Annotated in this window: 22 protein-coding genes; 8 read left to right on the forward strand and 14 right to left on the reverse strand. The window is 74.2% G+C overall.

The genetic code is table 11. The annotated features are described in order from the left end of the window. Window positions 1-104: 104 nt before the first annotated feature. From UXQ13_RS22370 to UXQ13_RS22395, 6 genes are all read right to left on the reverse strand, one after another. A complete protein-coding gene (locus UXQ13_RS22370; protein ID WP_336393008.1) occupies window positions 105-1,391 on the reverse strand; it encodes an ABC transporter ATP-binding protein in 1,287 nt (428 codons plus the stop codon). Window positions 1,392-1,437: 46 nt separating this feature from the next. Next, window positions 1,438-2,271 (reverse strand): carbohydrate ABC transporter permease, encoded by an 834-nt coding sequence (locus tag UXQ13_RS22375; protein ID WP_336393009.1) that lies wholly within the window; start codon window positions 2,269-2,271, stop codon window positions 1,438-1,440. Continuing rightward, window positions 2,271-3,233: a carbohydrate ABC transporter permease gene (locus tag UXQ13_RS22380; RefSeq protein WP_336393010.1), complete on the reverse strand. Its 963-nt coding sequence runs from the start codon at window positions 3,231-3,233 to the stop codon at window positions 2,271-2,273. The genes UXQ13_RS22375 and UXQ13_RS22380 overlap by 1 nt, the downstream gene beginning before the upstream one ends. Further along, complete coding sequence (locus UXQ13_RS22385; protein WP_336393011.1) at window positions 3,230-4,435, reverse strand: extracellular solute-binding protein; 1,206 nt, start codon at window positions 4,433-4,435, stop codon at window positions 3,230-3,232. The genes UXQ13_RS22380 and UXQ13_RS22385 overlap by 4 nt, the downstream gene beginning before the upstream one ends. A gap of 261 nt (window positions 4,436-4,696) precedes the next feature. After that, the gene (locus tag UXQ13_RS22390) at window positions 4,697-5,950 is read right to left on the reverse strand and encodes a DUF4032 domain-containing protein (RefSeq protein WP_336393012.1); all 1,254 of its coding nucleotides are present in this window, start codon (window positions 5,948-5,950) and stop codon (window positions 4,697-4,699) included. A gap of 23 nt (window positions 5,951-5,973) precedes the next feature. Then, the gene (locus tag UXQ13_RS22395) at window positions 5,974-6,654 is read right to left on the reverse strand and encodes a TetR family transcriptional regulator (RefSeq protein ID WP_336393013.1); all 681 of its coding nucleotides are present in this window, start codon (window positions 6,652-6,654) and stop codon (window positions 5,974-5,976) included. A gap of 174 nt (window positions 6,655-6,828) precedes the next feature. Between UXQ13_RS22395 and UXQ13_RS22400 the strand changes: the two genes are divergently transcribed. After that, window positions 6,829-7,824, forward strand: coding sequence for a glycoside hydrolase family 6 protein (locus UXQ13_RS22400; RefSeq protein ID WP_336393014.1), 996 nt, complete (start codon window positions 6,829-6,831; stop codon window positions 7,822-7,824). Between the two features lie 3 nt (window positions 7,825-7,827). Here UXQ13_RS22400 and UXQ13_RS22405 read toward each other — a convergent pair whose 3' ends face one another. The 4 genes from UXQ13_RS22405 to UXQ13_RS22420 all read right to left on the reverse strand — a co-directional run bounded on the left by UXQ13_RS22405 (window position 7,828) and on the right by UXQ13_RS22420 (window position 13,047). After that, the gene (locus tag UXQ13_RS22405) at window positions 7,828-8,190 is read right to left on the reverse strand and encodes a helix-turn-helix domain-containing protein (RefSeq protein ID WP_336393015.1); all 363 of its coding nucleotides are present in this window, start codon (window positions 8,188-8,190) and stop codon (window positions 7,828-7,830) included. Between the two features lie 130 nt (window positions 8,191-8,320). Next, the gene (pgsA, locus tag UXQ13_RS22410; protein ID WP_336393016.1) at window positions 8,321-9,001 is read right to left on the reverse strand and encodes a CDP-diacylglycerol--glycerol-3-phosphate 3-phosphatidyltransferase; all 681 of its coding nucleotides are present in this window, start codon (window positions 8,999-9,001) and stop codon (window positions 8,321-8,323) included. Then, complete coding sequence (rimO, locus tag UXQ13_RS22415) at window positions 8,998-10,452, reverse strand: 30S ribosomal protein S12 methylthiotransferase RimO (RefSeq protein WP_336393017.1); 1,455 nt, start codon at window positions 10,450-10,452, stop codon at window positions 8,998-9,000. Before rimO ends, pgsA begins: the two co-directional genes overlap by 4 nt. Before the next feature lie 30 nt (window positions 10,453-10,482). After that, complete coding sequence (locus UXQ13_RS22420) at window positions 10,483-13,047, reverse strand: DNA translocase FtsK (protein WP_336393018.1); 2,565 nt, start codon at window positions 13,045-13,047, stop codon at window positions 10,483-10,485. A gap of 82 nt (window positions 13,048-13,129) precedes the next feature. Here UXQ13_RS22420 and UXQ13_RS22425 point away from each other — a divergent pair, with 82 nt between their 5' ends. Continuing rightward, entirely contained in the window at window positions 13,130-15,070 is a 1,941-nt protein-coding gene (locus UXQ13_RS22425) for a S9 family peptidase (protein ID WP_336393019.1), read from the forward strand. A gap of 10 nt (window positions 15,071-15,080) precedes the next feature. On the opposite strand, the gene UXQ13_RS22430 is transcribed toward UXQ13_RS22425, so the two are convergent. Then, on the reverse strand, window positions 15,081-16,760 hold the full coding sequence (locus tag UXQ13_RS22430; RefSeq protein ID WP_336393020.1) for a ribonuclease J: 1,680 nt from the start codon (window positions 16,758-16,760) through the stop codon (window positions 15,081-15,083). Then, window positions 16,757-17,653 (reverse strand): 4-hydroxy-tetrahydrodipicolinate synthase, encoded by an 897-nt coding sequence (gene dapA / locus UXQ13_RS22435; protein ID WP_336393021.1) that lies wholly within the window; start codon window positions 17,651-17,653, stop codon window positions 16,757-16,759. Before dapA ends, UXQ13_RS22430 begins: the two co-directional genes overlap by 4 nt. Window positions 17,654-17,714: 61 nt before the next feature. Between dapA and UXQ13_RS22440 the strand changes: the two genes are divergently transcribed. Then, entirely contained in the window at window positions 17,715-18,242 is a 528-nt protein-coding gene (locus tag UXQ13_RS22440) for a hypothetical protein (protein ID WP_336393022.1), read from the forward strand. Window position 18,243: 1 nt separating this feature from the next. Here the strand turns inward: UXQ13_RS22440 and thyX are convergent, their stop codons facing one another. Beyond that, the gene (gene thyX / locus UXQ13_RS22445; RefSeq protein WP_336393023.1) at window positions 18,244-18,996 is read right to left on the reverse strand and encodes an FAD-dependent thymidylate synthase; all 753 of its coding nucleotides are present in this window, start codon (window positions 18,994-18,996) and stop codon (window positions 18,244-18,246) included. An 89-nt stretch (window positions 18,997-19,085) separates the two neighbouring features. Here thyX and UXQ13_RS22450 point away from each other — a divergent pair, with 89 nt between their 5' ends. The 3 genes from UXQ13_RS22450 to UXQ13_RS22460 are packed head-to-tail and all read left to right on the forward strand — an operon-like array spanning window position 19,086 to window position 20,555. Beyond that, window positions 19,086-19,238, forward strand: a complete 153-nt coding sequence (locus tag UXQ13_RS22450) for a hypothetical protein (protein WP_225235000.1) — start codon at window positions 19,086-19,088, stop codon at window positions 19,236-19,238. A 20-nt stretch (window positions 19,239-19,258) separates the two neighbouring features. Then, window positions 19,259-19,738 carry a toxin-antitoxin system HicB family antitoxin gene (locus UXQ13_RS22455; RefSeq protein ID WP_225234999.1) on the forward strand — a complete coding sequence of 160 codons (480 nt, stop codon included), beginning with the start codon at window positions 19,259-19,261 and terminating at the stop codon, window positions 19,736-19,738. A gap of 22 nt (window positions 19,739-19,760) precedes the next feature. After that, entirely contained in the window at window positions 19,761-20,555 is a 795-nt protein-coding gene (locus tag UXQ13_RS22460; RefSeq protein WP_336393024.1) for a DUF4097 family beta strand repeat-containing protein, read from the forward strand. Here UXQ13_RS22460 and UXQ13_RS22465 read toward each other — a convergent pair whose 3' ends face one another. Continuing rightward, window positions 20,556-21,770, reverse strand: coding sequence for a winged helix-turn-helix domain-containing protein (locus tag UXQ13_RS22465; protein WP_336393025.1), 1,215 nt, complete (start codon window positions 21,768-21,770; stop codon window positions 20,556-20,558). Window positions 21,771-21,823: 53 nt separating this feature from the next. Between UXQ13_RS22465 and UXQ13_RS22470 the strand changes: the two genes are divergently transcribed. Then, a complete protein-coding gene (locus UXQ13_RS22470) occupies window positions 21,824-22,396 on the forward strand; it encodes a GNAT family N-acetyltransferase (RefSeq protein WP_225234996.1) in 573 nt (190 codons plus the stop codon). Beyond that, the gene (locus tag UXQ13_RS22475) at window positions 22,393-23,058 is read left to right on the forward strand and encodes a DUF2461 domain-containing protein (protein ID WP_225234995.1); all 666 of its coding nucleotides are present in this window, start codon (window positions 22,393-22,395) and stop codon (window positions 23,056-23,058) included. The genes UXQ13_RS22470 and UXQ13_RS22475 overlap by 4 nt, the downstream gene beginning before the upstream one ends. Window positions 23,059-23,238 lie beyond the last annotated feature (180 nt).

Consider the following 23,238-nt stretch of genomic DNA (forward strand, 5'->3'; position numbering starts at 1 on the left):
GGTCGCTGCAACTCCCGAAGTGCTCGGGTGTTGCAGCGACCGTTAGAACCCGCCCGTCCGGTGCGGGGCCCTCGTGCGTGCGGTGTCGTGCGGTGCGGTGCCGGTCAGGCGGCGGTGCTGCCCGTGCCCGCGCCGGAGCCCGAGCGCTCGCCGGTCAGGCCGCCGGCGGCCTCGGCCACCTGCTCCTCGCGGTCCTCGGTGGCCATCCGGGTCAGCTCGGCGCCGGCCTCGGCGTCCCGGGTCAGGTTGTCGCCGGTCTCCGGGTCGAAGACGTGCACCTTGCGGGTGTCCAACCAGAACTCGGCGTCGCGGCCCTCGCGGATCCGGCTGGTCGAGTCGATGGACACGATCGCCTGGGTGCGCAGCTCCTCGCTGTCCAGCTCCCGGGACAGGTCCCGCAGCTGGGTGCGGATGGCGTCCGGGGCGTCGTAGGGGATGTAGGCGTACTGCTGGTCCCCCAGCCACTCGGTGACGTCGACCTTGGCGGTGAACGTCGTCCCCACGTGCTTCTTGGCCTCGTCGACCAGCGACGCATCCTCGAAGTACTCCGGCCGGATGCCCACCAGCAGGAGCTCGTGCCCGGCGACCGCGGCGGCCCGCTTCTCGTCGAGCTCGATGGTGCCGAAGGGCGTCGTCAGCGTGGCGCCGTCGACGGTCGCGGGCAGGAAGTTCATCGGCGGGGAGCCGATGAACCCGGCCACGAACAGGTTGACCGGCTGCTCGTAGAGCTCGCGCGGCGAGGCCACCTGCTGGATGGAGCCCTTGCGCAGCACGCAGACCCGGTCGCCGAGGGTCATGGCCTCGGTCTGGTCGTGGGTGACGTAGACCGTGGTGATGCCCAGCCGGCGCTGCAGGCGCGCGATCTCGGTGCGCATCTGGCCGCGCAGCTTGGCGTCCAGGTTGGACAGCGGCTCGTCGAAGAGGAAGGCCTCGGCCTGCCGGACGATCGCGCGGCCCATGGCCACCCGCTGGCGCTGCCCACCGGAGAGGTTGGCCGGCTTGCGCTCGAGGTGCTCGTGCAGCTCGAGGACGTCGGCGGCCTCCTTGACCAGGCGGTCGACCTTGTCGTCGGGGGTCTTGGCCAGCCGCAGCGGGAAGGCGATGTTCTCGTACACGCTCATGTGCGGGTAGAGGGCGTAGTTCTGGAAGACCATCGACAGGTTGCGGTCGCGCGGCGCCTTGTCGTTGACCCGCTCGCCCCCGATGATCATGTCCCCGGAGGTGATGTCCTCCAGGCCGACGATCATCCGCAGCAGGGTCGACTTCCCGCAGCCGGACGGGCCCACCAGGATCATGAACTCGCCGTCGGCGATGTCCAGGCTGATGTCGTTCACGGCGGGGAACCCGTCGCCGTACTTCTTGACGATGTTCTTCATCTCGATCGAGGCCATCGTGGACTCCTTGCGATGTCGGGGGTCGGGCTGGGTGGTGGGCCGGTCAGCCCTTGACGGCGCCGTTGGTCAGCCCCGCGACGATCCGGCGCTGGAAGATCAGCACCAGGACGACGACGGGGATCGTGACGATCACGGCGGCCGCGGCGATCGCACCGGTCGGGTCCTCGAACTGCGAGGCCCCGGAGAACAGGCCCAGCGCCGCCGGGACCGGGCGGGAGGCGCCGGTCGAGGTCAGCGAGATGCCGTACACGAAGTCGTTCCAGGCGATGAAGAAGGCGATGATCGCGGTGGTGAACACCCCCGGTGCCGCCAGCGGGACGATCACCTTGCGGAAGGCCTGCCAGGTGGTCGCGCCGTCGACCTGCGCGGCCTGCTCCATCTCCCAGGGGATCTCGCGGAAGAACGCCGACATGGTCCAGATCGACAGCGGCAGGGTCAGCGACAGGTACGGGATGATCAGCCCGGGCCAGGTGTCGTAGAGCCCGATCTGCCGCCACAGGTTGAACAGCGGCGTCACGATCGAGATGACCGGGAAGATCGCCACCGCCAGCGCCGTCCCGAGGATGAACTTCTTCCCCGGGAAGTCCAGCCGCGCGATCGCGTAGGCGGCGAACATCGACAGCACGCAGCTGATGAACGTGGCGATCAGGCAGATGCCGAACGAGTTGCGCAGCGCCGGCAGGAAGAGGTCGCTGGCCTCGCCGTCCAGGATCAGCCCGTAGTTCTCCGTGGAGAACACCGTCGGCAGGAACGACCCGTTGGCCAGGTCACTGGGCGCCTTGAACGACAGCGACACGATCCAGGCGATCGGCGCGAGCGCGTACAGGGCGATCGCGACGCCGGCGACGATCCACCAGCTCTTCTCCTTCGTCGACATCAGCCGTCCCCTCGTGCCTGGGCCAGGTCGACCTTGAAGCCCTTGATGAAGATGAACGCGATCAGCACCACGACCAGGAACAGCAGCACCGAGACCGCCGAGCCCAGCCCGATCTCCAGCCGGGAGATGGTCTGCCGGTAGGCCAGGAACGACACCGACTCGGTGTTGTTGGCCCCTGCGGTCATGACGAAGATCGAGTCGAAGACCCGGAAGGCGTCCAGCGTGCGGAACAGCAGCGCGACCATGATCGCGGCCTTCATGTTGGGCAGGGTCACCCGGCGCATCCGCTGCCACCAGGTGGCCCCGTCGACCTGGGCGGCCTCCTGCAGCACCTCGGGCACCTGGGCCAGACCGGCCAGCAGGAGCAGCGAGATGAACGGGGTGGTCTTCCAGATCTCGGCCAGGCAGATGACGAACAGCGACGTCCCGGTGTCGCCGAACCAGTCGGTGTCGGCCGAGACACCCGGCAGCCAGGTGAACCAGCTGTTGATGAACCCGGTGTCGATGTCGAAGGCGAACTGCCAGGCGAAGGCCGACACCACCGTGATGACGGCGTAGGGGATGAGGATGACCGCCCGCAGGAACGGCCGGATCGCCTGCAGCGCCTTGTTCATCACCATCGCCAGGGCGAAGCCGAGCACCAGCTCGACGGCGACGGTGACCACGGTGATGAGGGCGGTGACGCCGATCGCGGTCCACCACAGCGAGTCGGTGAGGATGACCACGTAGTTGCTCAACCCGGTGAACGACCGGTTGTCCGGGTCGGTGAGCCGGTAGTCGAACAGCGAGTCGTAGAACGCCTGGGCGATCGGGTACGCGGTGACCAGCAGCATCACCGCCAGCGCCGGTCCGGCCAGCATCCAGCCGAGCTTGCGCTCGGCCTTCGCGCGGTCGCTGATCAGGGCCTTCGGCTTGGAGACCGGCTCGGTCTTCGGGGCCGGTGGCAGCGTCGTCGTACTCACAGCAGCTGCTCCTTCCGCAGGACGGCTTCGATGAGCTCGGTCGCGTCCTGCGGCGTCTGCTGCGGGTCGATCGAGGCGGTGGGGTGGTACTCGCGCTGGAGCCCGCCGGAGACCTCCGAGTAGTACGGGGTCTGCGGCCGGGGCGCGGCCAGCTCCAGGGACTCCAGGATCACCGGCGCCTGCGGGAACTCCTCGAGCACGGCGGGGTCGTCGTACACCGCGGTGTCCGAGGCCGGGTTGCCGTTGCTGACGAAGTAGTAGGCCTGGTTCTCCGTGGACGTGATGCACTCCGTGGCCTCGTAGGCCAGGTCGGTGTGCTCGCTGTAGGCGCCGATGCCCAGGTTGATCCCGCCGTAGGGCGGGGCGGCCTCGGTGTCCTCGTCGACCCGGGGGTAGACGGCGGCGGCGTAGTCGTCGACCACGGACTGGTCCAGCGTGCCCGCCTCGACCGCGGCCAGGCCGCGGGGGTAGACGAACGGGTAGTTGACCATGAACCCGCCCTGGTCGGACTCGAAGCCGGTGGCCGTGGAGTCCTCGTTGGCCGTGGACAGCGCCGGGCCCACCTGGCCGGAGTTCGAGATGTCCCGCATGACCTCGGCGGCCCGGATGCCGGCCTCCGATGTCAGGCCGAGCTGGATCTGCTCCGGGTCGGTGGAGTTCTCGGCGATGATCGAGCCGCCGGCGCTCTCGATGAGCGCGTTGAACCACACGGTCAGCGCCTCCGCGCGGATGCCCTGCACGCCCAGCAGCACGTCCTGGTCCTGCGCGGCGGCGATGAGCTGGTCCCAGGTGACTGGCTGGCTCATGTCCAGCCCGGCGGCCTCGGCGACCGACGTGCGGTACCAGAGCAGCTGGGTGTTGGCCCACCACGGGACGGCGACGAGCTCGTCGTCCCAGGTGGAGCCCTCGATCGCGGACTGCACGACGTCCTCGGTGACCCGGCCGGCGACGTCCTCGGGCACCGGGGCCAGGAAGCCGGCCTGGGCGAACTCCGGGATGAACGGCGGGTCCAGGCTCATGATGTCGATCGAGGAGTCGTTGGCCGCCAGCCGGCGCACCAGCTGCTCCCGCTGGGCCGAGGCCTCGCGGGGCAGCACCGACGTGGTGATCGTGTAGCGACCCTCGGCTGCATCGGTGCAGCGGGAGGCGAGCTCGGCCTGCCCGCCGGAGTCCGGGTTGGTGTACCAGACGAGTTCCGGCACACCGGAATCGCTGCTGCCGCACGCGGCCAGCCCGGAGGCGGCGACGACCGCGGCCGCACCCGCCCCGAGCAGTTTGGCCCTGGACCGGACCCTGGTTCTCGTCGTCCTCGGCACGCGGCAGCGCCTCCGATGGGTCGGGCGGCACGGCGGCCGCGGACGGTCCGGCGATGCATGATCACCAGCTATGTGGCGACTGTGGCCCAGGCCACGTGGGGTGTCAAACCGAGATCAGGACCGTTGCAGCCCCGTTACCCGAGCCGCTCAGGAGGGGGTGGGCGACCCAGGTTCGTCGCCCGCCGCGAGCACCGCGGGGGTGGTCATCTCGACCGGGGTGCGGGGCAGCTCGGAGTCCAGGTAGGAGGCCAGCGCGGCCGTCGTCCCGACGTCCCGGCCGGCCTGCTCGGACAGGAACCAGCGGTGCTCGAGCACCTCGTGGAACATCTGCGCCGGGGCCACCCGCCCGGCCAGGTGGCGCGGCACGGCCTCCACCACGGGCAGGTAGACCTCGGCCATCCAGCGGTGCCCGGCCACGGCCTCCGGCACCGGGCGGCCGCTCTCCTGCTCCAGCCACGCCCGGTAGCTGCGCAGGTCGTTGAGCATCCGGCGGGCCTGGTTCTCCTGCGCCTCCAGACCGGTCAGCCGCAGCAGCTCCCGGCGGTGCTGCCCGGGCTCGGAGACCCGGGTCTGCACCCGCATCCGGACGCCGTCGGGGGTGTGCACCAGCTCGAGCTCGCCGGCGTCGAACCCGAGGTCGTTGATCCACTGCAGCCGCTCGGCGACCCGGTAGCGCTGCTCGTCGGTCCGGAACACCTCGGTGCGGGTGACGGCGTCCCAGAGCGCCTCGTACCGCTGGGGCAGCGACTCGGCCACCAGCACCGGGTCGATGCCGGCCGGCAGCAGGTCGCCGAACTGCAGGTCCATGAGCTCGGCGCCGACCCGCTCGCGGGCCAGGTCGACGTCGTAGCGGCGCATGCCGGGGCTGAGCTCGGGACGGCGCTCCACCGTCTCGGCGTCGACGAGGTAGGCGGTCAGCCCGTCGGCGTCGGGCCGGAAGAGCGTGTTGGACAGCGAGCAGTCGCCCCAGAAGACGCCGGCCAGGTGCAGCCGCACCAGCAGCACGACCATCGTGTCCAGCAGCTGGGAGGTGGAGTACTGGGTCCGCGCGCTGGAGAACAGGTGCCGGTAGGACATCGAGTACTCGAGGTAGCGGGTCACCAGGATCGCCTCCTGGTCGGCCGGGCGCTCCACGCAGATGCCCAGCGCCGACACCGAGGGCAGGCCCTCCGCGACGAACTCACCGAGCAGGGCGTACTCCTTGCGGGCCAGCGGCTCGGCGATCTCCTTCAGCGCGAAGACGCTGCCCTCCGCGGCGACGAACCGCACCACGTGCCGGGAGATGCCGCGCTGGGGCACCGACAGCAGCAGCGCCTCGTCCCACTCGGCCAGCGGCTGCTCCCACGGCAGGGCGAGCAGGGACGCCGCCTCGTCTGCCGGTGGCCGGAACAGGTACCGCACGCGCGGGAAGCTACCCCGTCGGGTCAGCCGGCGGCAGCCACGCGGGCGACGGTCGCCGCCTGGCGCGCGCGCTGCTCGGCGCTGCCCGGGCGCAGGACCAGCCCGACCAGCCAGGACAGGACGACGGCCGCGGTGTCGTCGTCGACGAACAGGGCCGAGCCGAGGCGGGCGGCGCAACGGCCGTCGTCGGCCCGCTGCAGCAGCCGGGACAGCACCTCGGGCTCGGTCTGGGCCAGGCGGCGCAGCACCGGGTGGCCGCCGACCTCCTCGGCCAGGGCGAGCAGGGCCCGCTCCCGGGGCAGCCCGGCGGCCAGGCCGGCCAGCCGGGCCAGCTCGGCCTCGACGAGGGCGGCGGCGACGTCGTCCTTGGTGCGGAAGTGGTTGTACAGCGTGGCCTTGGCGACCCCGGCGGCTGCGGCCACGTGCTGCATGGTGGCGCGCTTGAGCCCGTGCTCGGCGAACGCGACGGCCGCGCCGGCCAGCAGCCCGCGCCGGGTGCGGGCGAGGGTGGCCCCGGCCCGGGTGTGCCCGCTCGTCGTCGTCCCGGCCGGCGGCCGCAGCAGCGGGAGCTCGCCCAGCACGACGGTGGCGTGCCGGCCGGTCTCCTCGGCGCGCGAGCCGGTCGGGGGTGCGGCGGTGAGCACGGTGCCGGTGTCCTCGATGGTGCGCGGTGAGTACCGGTCGGGCAGCGGGAGCGGATTCACCCACACTGTGTCCCATCCCGATCACCGAGGGTCAAGGACGTGGGGCCGGAGCACCGCTCGTGTCGCCCCACCCGTCCGAGTCGTCCCGCCCGCCGCACAGCCCCGGTCGGCCCGCCGGGCCCCTACCGTGGACAGGCTCGGCGGACCGCCCGCCGGTCGGGGTCGGGAGGTCGGGTGCACCGCGCCGTCCTCGTCCTGACCCTGCTCGCCGGCCTGCTGGCCGGCAGCGCGGTGGGGCTGCCCACCCGGGCCCAGCCGGGCACCACAGCACCGGCGGACGCCGCCGACCCGGCCCTGGCCCCGGGGCGCCCGCTGTTCGGCAACCCGGACGCGCTCGCCGCGCTCTGGGTGGCCGCGCACCCGCAGGACCCGCGGCGGGCGGCGGTGGCCGACCTGGCCGCGCAGCCGGTCGCGCGCTGGTTCACCGAGACCGGCCCGGCCACCCGCGGCGAGGTCGCCGGGTTCGTCGACGCCGCCGCGGCCGCGGGGGCCACCCCGGTGCTGGTGGCCTACGCCGTCCCGGGTCGGGACTGCGGGCAGTTCTCGGCCGGCGGCGCCCCGGACGCGGCGACCTACCGGGCCTGGATCGCGGCGGTCGCCGCCGGCATCGGACCGCGCAAGGTCGTGGTGGTGCTGGAGCCGGACTCCCTGGTGCACCTGGACTGCCTCACCGCGGCCGCGGCGCTCGAGCGGCAGGACCTGCTGGCCGACGCCACCGCGACCCTCGCCGCGCTGGCCCCGCAGGCCGAGGTCTACCTGGACGGCTCCCCGGCGAACGGGGCGGTGACCCCCGAGGAGCTGGCCGACCGGCTGCTGGCCTCCGGCCTGGCCGACGCCCGCGGGCTGGCCCTCGGCGTCTCCGCCCACACGCCGACCGACGACGCGCTCGCCTTCGGCCGGGCCACCGCCGAGGTGGTCGCCGGGCGGACCGGTCAGCAGCTGGGGCTGGTGGTCGACACCAGCCGCAACGGCACCGGGACGACGCAGTGGTGCAACGCGGCGGACCAGCGGGTCGGCGACCACCCGACCACCGACCCGGACCTCGGGGACGACGTGGACGCGCTGCTGTGGATCAAGCCGCCGGGTGAGTCCGACGGCGACTGCGGGACAGGCTCGGGCACGGTCGCCGGCCAGTTCGACCCGGACCTGGCGGCCGCCCTCGCGGGCTGAGGATCAGGCGGCGAGGGAGACCGGGTCGCGACGGCGGCGGGGCGCACCCACGAGGGCCAGGGCCGGCTCGGCGGCCGGCGCGGGCTGCTCGGCCGGGGTGGCGGGCACCAGCGGGGTGACCTCGCGGCGGGGGGACCCGGACCGGAGGTCGTCGCTGACCTGCGCGAGCAGGTCGGCCAGCTCCACGTCGAGGGCGTCGCAGATGGAGGCCAGCAGCTCGGAGGAGGCCTCCTTCTGCCCGCGCTCGACCTCGGAGAGGTACCCGAGGCTGACCCGGGCCGCGCCGGAGACGTCGCGCAGCGTCCGTCGCTGCTGCAGCCGGTGGCCGCGCAGGGTGGTGCCGAGCTGGGTGCGCAGCAGCGTCATCGCCGTCTCCTGTCCCGATCTGTGGTCCTGCTCCCACGGTACGCCCGCGGGCCGGTCGCGACCTGTCCGGACGGGGCGCGTCCGCTCACGGCACAACGTCGCCGCTCCCCCGCACGTTCCGGGGGGCGCCTCAGGCCGCGGTGTCGGTGCGGTGACCGGTCCCGTCGGACCCGTGGTCGGCCGCGGCGGCGCGGCGGGCGGCGGCGTTGCGCATCGCCCGGGCGCTCGTGCGCCGCAGCCGCAGTGCGCGCACGACGTAGTCCAGCCCGGTGGCCAGGGTGAGCACCAGCGCCACGCCCATGGACCACCAGCGGACCGAGGCGAGCACCCCGGTCAGCGGCATCAGGTACAGCCCGATCGCCAGCGCCTGGACGACGGTCTTGGCCTTGCCCCCGCGGCTGGCCGCGATCACCCCGTGCCGGATCACCCAGAACCGCAGCAGGGTGACCCCCAGCTCGCGGACCAGGATCGCCAGCGTCACCCACCAGGGCAGCAGGCCCAAGGCCGAGAGCCCGACCAGCGCGGCGCCGGTGAGGGCCTTGTCGGCGATCGGGTCGGCGAGCTTGCCGAACTCGGTGACCTGGTTGGTGCGCCGGGCGATCATGCCGTCGTACCGGTCGGTGATGATCGCGCCGGCGAAGAACAGCGTCGCCCACCAGCGCCGGCTGGTGTCCATGCCGCCGTCGGCGAGCAGCAGCCAGGCGAACAGCGGCACCACGGCCAGCCGCAGCACGGTCAGGGCGTTGGGCAGGTTCACCAGCCGCACCGACTGGGGCGGGGTGGCGGCCGGGTCGGGCAGGGTGCTGCTCATGCGACCCCCGGACCGGCTCCCGTGCCCGCGCCGGCCTCGACCAGGCACGCCGCCACCAGGTCGATGCCCTCGGTGCCGGTGACCCGGGCGGCCACGACCTGGCCCGGCACCGCGTCCAGCGGGACGCCGGTGACGGTGGTCGTGCCGTCGGCGTCGGGGTCCTGGTGCTCGGCGTGGCCGGCCCAGCTGCCGTCGTCCTGGCGCTCGGTGACGAGCACCTGCACCGTCGACCCGACCCGCTCCTCGGCCCGCTGCGCGGTGAGCTCCTCGACCAGGTCGGTGATCCGGGCGACCCGGGCGTCGACCTCGGTCTGCGGCAGGTGGCCGTCCAGGCGGGCGCCCTCGGTGCCCTCCTCGTCGGAGTAGCCGAACACCCCGACGGCGTCCAGCCGGGCGGCTACGAGGAACCGCTCGAGCTCGTCCACGTCGGCTGGCGTCTCCCCCGGGAACCCGAGGATGACGTTGGTGCGGAACCCGGCGTCCGGGGCCAGTGCCCGGGCCCGGTCGACCAGGCCCAGGAAGTCCTCGGTGCCGCCGAACCGGCGCATCCGGCGCAGCAGGGTCGGCGAGCTGTGCTGGAAGGACAGGTCGAAGTACGGCGCCACCCCGGGGGTGGCGGCGATGACCTCCAGCAGCCCCGGTCGCAGCTCGGCCGGCTGCAGGTAGGCCACCCGGACCCGCGACAGCCCCGGGATCGCGGCCAGCTGCGGCAGCAGCTTCTCCAGCGTCCGCAGGTCGCCGAGGTCCTTGCCGTAGGAGGTGGAGTTCTCGCTGACCAGCACCAGCTCGGTGACGCCCTGCCCGGCCAGCCACTGGGCCTCGCCCAGCACCTCGCCCACCGGGCGGGACACGAAGGCGCCGCGGAAGGACGGGATGGCGCAGAACGCGCACCGCCGGTCGCAGCCCGAGGCCAGCTTCAGCGAGGCGACCGGGCCGCTGGTCAGCCGGGTGCGCTTGAGCCAGTCGTGGCCCGGGATGGCCGGGGCGGTCGGGGCCACCGCTGCGCGCGTGCGGTCGGCCGGGCTGATCGGCAGCAGGGTGCGCCGGTCGCGCGGGGTGTGCGGCGCGAGGGGGCGCCCGGCCAGGACGTCGTCCAGCCGGTCCCCGATCGCCGAGTAGTCGTCGAAGCCCAGCACGGTCGCCTCGGGCAGGGCGGTGGCCAGCTCGCTGCCGTACCGCTCGGCCATGCAGCCCACGGCGACGACGTGCGCCCCGCCGTCCCCGGCCTCGAGGATGGCGTCGACGGAGTCCTTCTTGGCGGTCTCGATGAACCCGCAGGTGTTGACCAGGACGGCGTCGGCGTCGGCGGCGTCGGCCACCAGCTCGTAGCCGTCGGCGGCCAGCCGACCGGCCAGCTCCTCGGAGTCGACCTCGTTCCGGGCGCAGCCCAGGGTCACCATGGCCACCTTGGTGGCACCGGAGGGGAGGTCGGCGAGGGGCAGAGCGGGCACAGCAGTCACCGGATCAGCTTAGGCGCCCGGTCAGGCGTCGCTGCCGCCGCGCAGGAGGAAGAGTGTGCTCTCCAGCTCGTCGGGCTTGAGCAGCACGTCGCGGGCCTTGGATCCCTCCGACGGCCCGACGATCCCCCGGCTCTCCATCAGGTCCATCAGCCGGCCGGCCTTGGCGAAGCCGACCCGCAGCTTGCGCTGCAGCATCGACGTCGAGCCGAACTGGCTGGTGACGACGAGCTCGACGGCCTGGACCAGCAGCTCCAGGTCCCCGCCGATGTCCTCGTCGATCTCCTTCTTCTCGCCGGCCGCGGCGGTGAAGACCTCTTCCCGGTACTCGGGCTCGGCCTGCCGCTTGGTGAACTCGACGACCGCCTCGATCTCGGCGTCGGAGACGAAGGCGCCCTGCACGCGCAGCGGCTTGCCCGCACCGATCGGCAGGAACAGGGCGTCACCCATGCCGATCAGCTTCTCCGCACCCGGCTGGTCGAGGATGACCCGGCTGTCGGTGAGGCTGGAGGTGGAGAAGGCCAGCCGCGAGGGCACGTTGGCCTTGATCAGCCCGGTGACGACGTCCACCGACGGCCGCTGGGTCGCCAGCACCAGGTGGATGCCGGCCGCACGGGCCTTCTGGGTGATCCGGACGATCGACTCCTCGACGTCGCGGGCGGCGACCATCATCAGGTCGGCCAGCTCGTCGACGATCGCCAGGATGTAGGGGTAGTGGCGGTAGACCCGCTCGCTGCCGGGGGGCACGGTGACCTCGCCGCGCTCGACCTTGCGGTTGAAGTCGTCGATGTGCCGGACGCCGGTGGACTTCATGTCCTGGTAGCGCTGCTCCATCTCCTCGACCAGCCAGGCCAGCGCGGTGGCGGCCTTCTTGGGGTCGGTGATGATCGGCGTGATCAGGTGCGGGATGCCGTCGTAGGGCGTGAGCTCGACCATCTTGGGGTCGATCAGGATCATCCGGAGCTGGTCCGGGGTGGCCCGCAGCAGCAGCGAGGTCAGCAGCGAGTTCACGCACGAGGACTTGCCGGCGCCGGTGGCGCCGGCGACCAGCAGGTGCGGCATCTTCGCCAGGTTCGCGCAGACGAACCCGCCCTCGATGTCCTTGCCCAGCCCGACCAGCATCGGGTGCGGGTCCTGCTTGGCCGCCCCGGAGCGCAGCACGTCGCCGAGGCTGACCTTCTCGCGGTCCAGGTTGGGCACCTCGATGCCGACCGCGGACTTGCCGGGGATCGGGGCCAGGATGCGGATGTTGTCGTTGGCCACGGCGTAGGCCAGGTTGCGGGCCAGCGCGGTGATCTTCTCGACCTTGACCGCCGGGCCCAGCTCCACCTCGTACCGGGTGACCGTCGGGCCGCGGGTGAACCCGGTGACCGCGGCGTCGACGTTGAACTGCTCGAGGACGCCGGTGATCGCCTCGATGGCGATGTCGTTGGACTTCGAGCGGGCCTTCGGCGGGTCACCCGCACGCAGCGAGTTCAGCGACGGCAGGACGTAGTCGCCCTCCACCGGCTGGATGACCATCTGCTCGGGCTCGGTGATCGGCGGCAGCTCCGGCTCGGGCTGGCGCATGGTGCGGTCGACCACGGGCATGCGCCGCAGCTCGGTGCCGGGGGTCGGCTCGACGGCCACCGCGTCGCCGGCGCCGTCGACGTCCCCGGTGTCGATGATCCCGGTCTCGGCGCTGTCGGCGCCGGACTGCAGGGCCGCCATGGCCGCCTGCGCGCGGCTGCGCCGGGTGCTGCGCGGCGCCGGCGGGTCGGCGTCCAGGCCGAGGTCGGGGACGAACTCGTCGTCCTCGTACTCCTCGTCGTCGTACTCGTCCTCGCCGCGGCCGGTGACCCGGTCGAGGAACCCGCGCAGCCGCTCGGGCACCTGGTGCACCGGGGTGGCGGTGACGACCAGGACGCCGAAGAACACCACGAGCAGGAACAAGGCCACCCCGACGGCCGTGCCGACTCCCGCGCCGACCGGGTTGCCGATGGCCCAGCCGACCGTGCCGCCGCCGCCGTCGCGGTCCTCGCCGGTGGGCGAGCCGGTGACCAGGTGGGCGATGCCCAGGACCGGGAGGACGACGCAGATCCAGCCGATGATCAGCCGGCCGCGCGCCTCGGGGCGGGGGCCGTGCCGCAGCAACCGCAGCGCGGCCAGCAGCAGGACGACCGGCAGCAGGTAGGTCAGGGCGCCGAACGCCCAGCGGAAGGCGCCGACGATGCCCGACCCGACCGGGCCGACGTCGCCGACGTAGGCGGTCACGCCCAGCACGATCGCCAGGCCGAGGACGGCGAGGCCGACCCCGTCGCGGCGGTGCTCGGGGGCCAGGGGCTCGGTCTCGTCGGGCCGGGCGACCGAGCGGGCGAGCCCGCCGGCGCCGCGGGCCAGCAGCGACCAGGTGCCGCTGGCCGCACCCCAGAGACCGGCGCCGACCGACCGGCGCTTGGGGGCGGGACGGCGGGCGGCGGTGGTCGCGCCGCGCTTGGCCGGCGCCCGCTTGGCAGGCGCCTTCTTCTTGGCGGCTGTGGTGGCCGGACGGCTGCGCGACGTACCGCCGGCCGCCGGCCGTCGGTTCGAGGTCGTCGAGCGCGCAGGCATGTCGCCGACGGTAATCGCGTGCGTGGTGCCCGTGTGGCAGGCGGGAGTGCGTGTCTGCACCACCGCACTAGCGTCACAGGGCATGCAGACCCTCCCCTACGGTTCCTGGCCCACCCCCATCACGTCCGAGCTCGTCGTCCGGGCGGCGGCGCGGCTGGGCGAGGTGGCGGTGACGTCGGACGGCGTGTGGTGGGCCGAGTCCCGGGCCGCCGAGGGCGGGCGGACGGTGCTGGTGCACCGCGCGGCCGACGGCACCACCACCGACCTGCTGCCCGAGCCGTGGAACGCCCGGACCCGGGTGCACGAGTACGGCGGCGGTTCGTGGACGGTGGACGGCGGCACGGTGTTCTTCACCGACTTCGCCGACCAGCGGCTGTACCGGGTGGTCCCCGGGGCCGACCCCGAGCCCCTGAGCGCGGCGCCGGACATCCCCTCCGGGGTCCGCTTCGCCGACCTCGCGGTGACCCCGGGCGGCCAGGTGCTCTGCGTGCGGGAGACCCACACGGCCTCCGGCGCCTCGGCCGAGGTGGTCCACGAGGTGGTCGCCGTGGCCCCCGACGGCACGGTCGCCGTCCTGGTCAGCGGCCCGGACTTCGTGTCCGACCCGCGCACCGGACCCGACGGCGCGCTCAGCTGGTTGCAGTGGCAGCACCCGGACATGCCCTGGGACGCCGCCCAGCTGGTGGTCCGCGCCGCCGACGGCACCGAGACCGTGGTGGCGGGGGGTCACGGGGAGTCCGTCGTCCAGCCGTCGTGGGCCGCCGACGGGTCCCTGCTGTTCTTCGCCGACCGCACCGGGGTCTGGGCGCTGTACCGGTGGCGGCCGGGCGGGGAGCCCGAGCTGCTGCTGGACCCCGGCGGCGACATGGCCGGGCCGCAGTGGGTGTTCGGCGCCAGCCGGTACGCCGAGCTCGCCGACGGCCGGCTCGTCGTCGCCTACGGGCGGGACGGCGCCGACCGGCTGGCCGTGCTCGAGCCCGGCGGCCCGCGCGAGTTGCCCACCCGCTACGCCTCCTTCGGCCAGCTCCGCGCCGACGGCACCGCGGTGGTCTGCGTTGCCGGCGGCCCGACCTCCAAGCCGGAGGTGGTCCGGGTGCCCGTGGACGGCGGGGACGTCGAGGTGCTCCGGCCGGCCCCCCAGGACCTGGACGAGGCCCGGTTCTCCCGGCCCGAGCACGTGGTGTTCCCCAGCACCGACCTGGACGGCGTCACCGAGGCGCACGCGCTGGTCTACCCGCCCACCAACCCCGAGGTCACCGGACCGGCCGGGGAGCTGCCGCCCCTGGTGGTCGTCGTGCACGGCGGTCCGACCGCCGCGGCGTCCCCGGTGCTGACCCTGGGCGTGCAGTACTGGACCTCCCGCGGGTTCGCCGTCGCCGACGTGGACTACCGCGGGTCCACCGGCTACGGCCGGGCCTACCGGGACGCCCTGCAGGGCCGGTGGGGCATCGCCGACCTGGACGACGTGGTCGCCGTCGTCGGGTACCTGACCTCCGACGCCGCCCCGGACCGGCTGCGGGTGGACCCGGCCCGGGCGGTGATCCGCGGCGGCTCGGCCGGCGGGTACACCACGCTGGCCGCGCTGACGTTCCGGCCGGGGGTGTTCGCCGCCGGGGCCAGCCACTACGGCGTCGCCGACCTGGCCGCGCTGGCCGCCGACACGCACTCGTTCGAGTCCCGCTACCTCGACGGCCTCATCGCGCCCTGGCCGGCCGGCGAGGAGGTGTACACGGAGCGCTCGCCGATCCACCACGTCGACTCCCTGGCCACCCCGCTGGCGGTCTTCCAGGGGTCCGAGGACCGGGTGGTGCCCCCGGAGCAGGCCGAGATGATGGTCGCCGCGCTGCGCGACAAGGGCGTGCCGCACGCCTACCTGCTCTTCCCCGGCGAGCAGCACGGCTTCCGGCAGGCGGCCAACATCCGGGCCGCGCTGGACGGCGAGCTGTCCTTCTACGCCCAGGTGCTCGGGTTCGAGCTGCCCGCCGAGGAGGGCATCGAGCCGATCGAGGTCGTCCGCCCGTAGGCCGCGGTGCTCAGACCTCGAGGACCGTCGGGATGATCATCGGGCGGCGGCGGTGGGTCTGGGACACCCAGGCGCCCACCGTCCGCCGGACCACCTGGGCCAGCCGGTGGCTGTCGACCGGGCCGTCGGCCAGCGTGCGGCGCAGCGCCTCCTCGACCAGCTCCAGCACCGGGGCGAACACCGCGGGGTCGTCGGAGAACCCGCGGGTGGACAGGTGGACCGGGGCGACGACGGTCCCGGTGGCGGGCTCGACGACGACGGTCAGCGCCACGAAGCCCTCGTCGCCGAGGATCCGGCGGGCCTGCAGCGACTCCTCCCCCACGTCGCCCACGGCCAGGCCGTCGACGTAGACGTTGCCCACCGGCACGGCGCCGACGACCGAGGCGACGCCGTCCACCAGGTCGACCACGACGCCGTCCTCGGCGAGCAGCACCTGGTCGGGCCGCATGCCGGCCTCGGCGGCGATCGCGGCGTGCGCGCGCAGGTGCCGCCACTCCCCGTGCACCGGCAGCAGGTGCCGGGGTCGCGCGACCTGCAGCAGCAGCCGCAGCTCCCCGGCCGGGGCGTGCCCCGACACGTGCACCCGGGCGGTCTCCTTGTGCACCACGGTCGCGCCCAGCCGGGCCAGCCCGTTGATCACCTTGTAGACCGCGGTCTCGTTGCCCGGCACCAGCGAGCTGGCCAGCACGACGGTGTCGCCGGGCTGGATCGTCACGTGCGCGTGCGTGCCGGCCGCCATCCGGCCCAGCGCGCTCAGCGGCTCGCCCTGCGACCCGGTGCTGACCAGCACCACCTGGTGGGCCGGCAGCGCGGTGGCCTCCTCGAGCGGGACCAGCAGGCCGTCGGGGACGTGCAGCAGGCCCAGCTCCTGGGCCACGCCCATGTTGCGGACCATCGACCGGCCGACCAGCGCCACCTTCCGGCCGTGCCGCGCCGCGCTGTCGAGCACCTGCTGGATGCGGTGCACGTGGCTGGCGAAGCTGGACACCACCAGGCGCTGCCGCGCACCGGCGAACACGGTGTCCAGCACCGGCCCGATGGAGCGCTCGCTGGTGACGAACCCGGGCACCTCGGCGTTGGTGGAGTCGCTGAGCAGCAGGTCGATGCCGGCGGCCCCCAGCCGGGCGAACGCGCCGAGGTCGGTCAGCCGCCCGTCCAGGGGGAGCTGGTCCATCTTGAAGTCCCCGGTGTGCACCAGCGTGCCGGCCGGGGTGTGCACGGCGACGGCGAGGGCGTCGGGGATCGAGTGGTTGACGCAGACGTACTCGGTGTCGAAGGGGCCGGCGCGGTGGTGGTCGCCGGCGGCCACCTCGACCAGCTGCGGCACGATCCGGTGCTCGCGCAGCTTGGCGGCCACCAGCGCCAGGGTGAACCGGGAGCCGACCAGCGGGATGTCCGGGCGCAGCCGGAGCAGGTAGGGGACGGCGCCGATGTGGTCCTCGTGCCCGTGGGTGAGGACGACGGCCTCCACGTCGTCCAGCCGGTCCTCGATCACCGAGAAGTCCGGGAGGATCAAGTCCACGCCGGGCTGCTCGGCCTCCGGGAAGAGCACGCCGCAGTCGATGACCAGCAGCCGCCCGGCGAACTCCATCACGGCCATGTTGCGGCCGATCTCGCCCAGCCCGCCCAGGGCGATCACCCGCAGCCCGCCGTCGGCCAGGGGCGGCGGGGCGGTCCGCGGGGTGGTCACCGCAGGAGCCCGCCGGCGGCGAGGTCCCGCCGCAGCTGGGCGACCTCCTCGGCGGTGGCGTCCACCAGCGGGGGCCGGGTCGGGCCGGCGGGCAGGCCGAGCAGGTGCAGGGCGGCCTTGACCATCATCGCGCCCTGGCCGCCGCCCATGATCCCGGCGTACACCGGCAGCAGCGCGTCGTTGACCGCGCGGGCCCGGACCAGGTCACCGGCCTCGACGGCGGCGACCAGCTCGGCCAGCTGCGGGCCGACCACGTGGCCGACCACGCTGACGACGCCGACGGCGCCCACGGCCAGCAGCGCCAGGTTCAGCACGTCGTCGCCGCTGTAGTAGGCCAGGTCGGTGCGGGCGAGGGTCCAGGAGACGTCGTTGAGGTTCCCCTTGGCGTCCTTGACCGCGACGATCCGCGGGTGCTCGGCCAGCCGGACCAGGGTGTCCACGGCGATCGGCACCTGCGAGCGCGGCGGGATGTCGTAGAGCATCACCGGCAGGTCGGTGGCGTCGGCGACCGCGCCGAAGTGCGCCAGCAGGCCGCGCTGGGTGGGCCGGTTGTAGTACGGCGTCACCACGAGCAGCCCGTGCGCGCCGAGCCGCTCGGCGGCGCGCGCCTTGTCGATCGAGTGCGCGGTGTCGTTGGTGCCGGCGCCGGCCACGACGACGGCGCGGTCCCCGACCGCGTCGAGCACCGCCTCCAGGAGGGTGGTCTGCTCGGCGTCGGACACCGTGGGCGACTCACCGGTCGTGCCGTTGACGACCAGGCCGTCGTGGTGACCGCGGTCGACCAGGTGCGCGGCGAGCTCCTGCGCCCCGGCGAGGTCGACCGACCCGTCCTCGGTGAACGGGGTGACCATGGCCGTGAGCACACGACCGAAGGGGCGCGCGGGGTCAGGCATGACCGTCACGCTACCCAGCGCGGTCGGGCGCCGCGCCGTCCCTCCCGGCAGGATGCCGGGCATGTCCCCGCTCCCCCTCCGCCGTCCGCTGCTGCTCACCGGGTCCCCGGCGGCGGGCCTGTCCTCGGTCGCCGGCGCGCTCGCCGCGGCCCGGGAGCTGTGCGCGGTGGTGGAGGTGGCCGACGTCCGGGCGATGGTCCGGTCGGGGGCGGTGCAGCCGTGGCGGCCCGGCGCCGGGGAGGACCAGCACCGGCTGGCCGCCGTCCAGGCCTGTCTGCTGGCGGCGTCGTTCACCGCGGCCGGGGTCGAGGTGGTGCTGTGCGACGTCGTCCGCGGGCCGGTGGGCGAGGTGTACCGGACGTCGACCGCAGCGCCGTTCGTCGTGGCGCTGCGGGTCCCGCTGGAGGTGGCCCGGGCCCGCGCCGTCGGTGGACCACTGACCGGTCCCGAGCTCGACGCGCTGCACGCCGAGAACGCGGCGGTGCGCGACGTCGACGCCGAGGTGGACGCCACCGCCGACCTGCCCGCCGTCGTGGCGGCGGTCGAGCAGCTGTGGACCGCGGCCGGGACGGCGGTCCCGACCCGCTGACTCAGGCCTCGCCGACCAGCGGGCTGGCCGCGACCTCCGAGCCGTCAGCCAGCGCGCTGATCCGGAAGTCGCCGAACACGTTGCCGGCCACCCGCTGCAGCTCGCGCAGGCACCGCACGGCCAGGTCGCGGATCTCGACGTCGGCGTGCTCGCTGGCCCGCATGGCCACGAAGTGCCGCCAGGTCCGGTAGTTGCCGGTCACCACGATGCGGGTCTCGGTGGCGTTGGGCAGCACCGCCCGCGCGGCCTGCCGGGCCTGCTTGCGGCGCAGGGTGGGGTTCGGGACGTCGGCGAACCGGTCCTCCAACCCCGCCAGCAGGGCCTCGTAGGCCTGCCGCGAGCTGTCCACGGCCGCGGTGAACAGGGCGTGCAGCTCGGGGTCCTCGGCGATCGCGGCCGGCTCCACGAAGGCGGCGTCGCCCTCGGGCACGTAGCGCTGGGACAGCTGGCTGAACGAGAAGTGCCGGTGCCGCACCAGTTCGTGGGTCAGCGACCGGGAGACGCCGGTGAGGTACATCGACACCGTGCCGTGCTCGAGCACCGACAGGTGGCCGACCTCGAGGAGGTGCCGCAGGTAGCCGGCGTTGGTCGCGGTCTGCGGGTTCGGCTTGCCCCAGGACTGGTAGCAGGCCCGGCCGGCGAACTCGGCGAGGGCCTGCCCGCCGTCCGCGTCGGTCTCCCAGGGCACCTCGGCCGGCGGGGTGAACTGGGTCTGGGCGACCACCTGGACCGTCAGCGGGGCGATGTCGGGCACGGCTGCCGACCCTACGGCGGCCGCGCCGCGCACCACGGCGATGTCGTGATGGTGTTGCCATGACGTCATGGTGGTGCCATGCTGACGCCATGACCTCCGACCCCTACGTCGAGGAGCTGCGCAGCCAGCTCACCCGGCGGCACCCCGACCGCACCCCCGACCGCTCCCACGACCGGGACGTCGCCCGCCTCCTGTCGCCCTGGCGGCGGCAGCGCAACCTCGGCGTGCTCCGCCTCCGCTGAGCCGGCGGCAGGATCACCGCATGGACCTCAGCCAGTACGTCGACGCGCTCGGCGCCCACCTGCGCACCACGGCCGCGGCCGGCACCGAGCAGACCCAGGCCACCGCCCGGCTGCTCGCCGACACCCTCGAGCCCGCCGTCCGGCTGGCGGTCACCGACGCGTTGGCCGCGATGGCCGCCGAGGTCACGGCCGCCCTGGACGGCGCCTCGGTGGACGTCCGCATCCGGGGCCGCGACCCCGAGGTCGTGGTGACCCAGGCCGCCCCGCCCGCCGAGCCGGCCCAGGAGACCGCCGACCCCGACGACGACGGCGCGGTCGCCCGGATCAGCCTCCGGCTGCCCGAGTCGCTCAAGGGCCGCGCCGAGACCGCGGCCGCCGACGCCGGCGTCTCCCTGAACACCTGGCTGGTGCGCGCCGTCGCCGCCGGCCTGCAGTCCCCCACCCCGTCCGCCCCGCGACCCGGCCCGGGTCGCCGGTTCACCGGCTTCGCGCGCAGCTGAGCCCACCACCCCTGGAGTCCCCGTGCCGATCCGCCGCGAGTCCTTCCCCACCGACGGCAGCGCCCCGGCCGTCGAGGTCCGCAACCCCGCCGGCACGGTCACCGTGACCGCCGTCGAGGGCCTGACCGCGATGACCGTCGACGTCGAACCGCTGAACGGGTCGGCCGAGCGGCTGCTCGACGAGGTGTCGGTGGAGCTGCTCCGCGACCCGGCCCGCCTCGTCGTGGCCGTGCCGACCGCGCGCCTGCTGTCCAGCCCGCGGTTCGCGGTGGCGGTGACGGTGCCCGCTGGCTGCCCGGTCACCGCCGTGGTCGCCTCGGCCGGGTGCACCCTGCGCGGACCGCTGGCCGACGTCGAGGTCACCGGGGCCAGCGCCGACGTGCGGGTGGACTCCTGCACCGGGTTGCAGGTGCGGACGGCCAGCGGCGACCTGCACGCGGTCGCCGTCCACGGGGACGTCGGGGTGCGCTCGGCGTCCGGCGACGTCCGGCTGGACGACGTCGCCGGGTCGGTCGCGGTGTCCACGGCCTCGGGCGAGGTCCGGCTGGGCGCCGTGGGCGGGGACGTCGACGTCTCCACCGCCTCCGCGGACGTGACGGTCGGCCGGGTGACCAGCGGCGAGGTCGCGCTGCGCACCGTGTCCGGGGACGCCACCGTCGCCGTGGCCCCCGGGCTCCGGTTGTGGCTGGACCTGCAGAGCGTCAGCGGACGGCTGGACTCCCAGCTCGCCGGGGACGACGACGCCGAGGGCGCGGCGACCCTGACCGTCCGGTTGCGCTCGGTCTCCGGCGACCTCCGGCTGCGCCGGGCGGGCTGATCAGACCGCCCGGGCGAGCTCGGGTGCCAGGTCACCACGCGGCTGCACCTCGACCCGGTCGAGTGAGAGCCAGCCGGCCATCAGCCGCAGCTCGGCGGCCAGCTCGTCGGCGACCAGGGCCGGCGCGGGGTGGTGCTCCTCCACGTGCGCGGCCTGGACGCGCAGCACGCCGGCCGCCCGGTCGGCCTTGAGGTCCACCCGGGCCACCAGCTCGTCCCCGAGCAGGAAGGGCAGCACGTAGTAGCCGTGCACCCGCTGCGCGGCCGGGGTGTAGATCTCCAGCCGGTAGCGGAAGCCGAACAGCCGCTCGATGCGCGGGCGCTCCCAGACCAGCGAGTCGAACGGCGACAGCAGCGCCCGGGCCCGGGCCCGCCGCGGCCGGCGCGCCGCCGGGTCGAGCCACCCGGGACGGCTCCACCCCGCCACCTCGACGGGCAGCAGCTCCCCGGCCTCGGCCAGCTCGGCCACCGCCGTGCGCGCGTCGGCGACCGGGAGCCGGAAGTAGTCCCGCAGGTCGGTCTCGGTGGCCACGCCCAGTGCCCGGGCGGCCGTGCGGACCAGCTCGCGGACGGCGTCGGCCCGCGGCGGGGTCGGCGTCGCCACCACCGCGGCCGGCAGCACGCGCTCGGTGAGGTCGTAGACCCGCTCGAACCCGGCGGTGCGGGACCGGGCGGTGAGCGCGCCGACGAAGAACAGGTACTCCAGGGCCGCCTTGCCCGGGTGCCAGTTCCACATCTGCCCGGGGGTGCTGGGCCGCTGCTCCCCCAGGTCGCTGGCGCGCAGCGGGCCCGTCTCGCACACCCGGTCCAGCAGCTCCGCCACGTACTGCGGGCGCTCCCGCTGCACCCGCAGCATCGACCCCCAGGCGTGCTGCTCGGCCGCGGCCATCCGCCACCGCAGGTGGGGGTGCAGCCGCACCGGGAGGTAGGACGCCTCGTGCGCCCAGTACTCGAACACGTCGTGCCGCGGGGCGTGCAGCCGGTCCAGCAGCTCGCGCGGGTAGGCGCCCAGCCGGCTGAACGCAGGAAGGTAGTGGGAGCGGGACAGCACGTTCACCGAGTCGATCTGCACCACCGCCAGCCGCTCCACCAGCGCCCGCAGCTGCCGGGTGCCCGCGGCGGTCACCGGGCGCTCGTCGGCCAGCCCCTGGGCGGCCAGCGCGATGCGGCGGGCCAACGGGGCCGGGAGGTGCTCGACGGGGGGCAGATGGTGCACGTGGTCGATCCTGCCCCCGGGGTCCGACAGCACGCGCCGCCTAGGGTGCGGGGGTGCAGCTCACCGGACGCGCCGAGTCCTCCGTCCGGCCGGCCCGCCCCACCGACGCGGCCGACATCGCCCGCGTGCAACGGGTCACCTGGCGCACCGCCTACCGCGAGCTGCTGCCGGCCGCCGTCCTCGACGAGTGGGACGACGACGCGGTCGCCGCCCGGTGGGCCGACTCGATCGGCACGCCGCCCACCCCGGGCCACGGCGTGCTGGTGGCCACCGAGAACGGCGAGGTCGTCGGCTTCCTCGCGCACGGCCCTGCCGAGCTCCAGCCCGGTGAGGCGTCGTCCGCGGACGGCCCCACCGGGGAGCTGCAGGCCCTGCTCGTCGAGCCCCGCTGGGGACGACGGGGGCACGGCAGCCGGCTGCTGGCCGCCGTCGTCGACCTGGTGGTGCCGACCGGCGTGCGCCGGCTGCAGGTCTGGGTGCCCACGGCGGACGAGGTGACGGCTGCGTTCCTGACGTCCGCCGGGTGGGCAGTCGACGGCTGGACCCGCGCGCTGGACGCCGGGACCACCACCATCCACGAGCAGCGGTGGCACGCCGCGCTGGTCGACGACGAAGGGCTGGGATGAGCTTCACCGGGTTCCCCGACGAGGGTCTGGTCTTCTTCGAGGGCCTCGAGGCGGACAACAGCAAGCCCTACTGGACGCAGCACAAGGCCTCCTACGAGGAGCACGTGCGCGGTCCGATGCTGGCGCTGGTCGAGGAGCTGACGGCCGAGTTCGGCACGCCCAAGCTCTTCCGCCCCTACCGGGACGTGCGCTTCAGCAAGGACAAGACCCCCTACAAGACCCACCAGGGTGCCGTGCTGCACCTCGAGGGGGCCGGCACGGGCGCCTGGTACGTCGAGGTGTCCGCCGACGGACTGACCGCACGCGGCGGCAGCTGGCGCATGCAGCCCGACCAGGTCGAGCGCTACCGCCGCGCCGTGGACGACGACCTCCCCGGCGGACAGCTGGAGCAGCTGGTCGCGAAGATCCGCCGCGCCGGCCTCTCGGTCGACGGCGAGCAGCTCAAGCGCGCCCCACGGGGCTACGAGCCCGACCACCCGAGGATCGAGCTCCTGCGTCACAAGAGCATCCACGGCGGCACGCACTGGACCCCGGAGGACTGGTTGGACAGCCGCGAAGTCATCGACCGCGTCCGGAAGACCTGGCGCGCCCTCAAGCCCCTCAACGACTGGCTCGCCGACAACGTCGGCGCGACCACCGCCCCACCCGACCGTCGCCGCTGACGCAGCCAGAGGCGCGGCGCGCCCTCGTCGTCGGAGTGCCGGCAACCGGGGGTGCGTCGCTTGGACGATCCTTGTCCTGAATGCACGAAACGGGGCCACAGCAGATGCTGTGACCCCGTTTCGGAAATGGTGTCCGGCGGCGTCCTACTCTCCCACCCAGTCCCCCGGGCAGTACCATCG

Origin of the sequence: Klenkia terrae, assembly GCF_037083865.1 — a bacterium.
In the GTDB taxonomy this organism is placed as follows: domain Bacteria; phylum Actinomycetota; class Actinomycetes; order Mycobacteriales; family Geodermatophilaceae; genus Klenkia; species Klenkia terrae.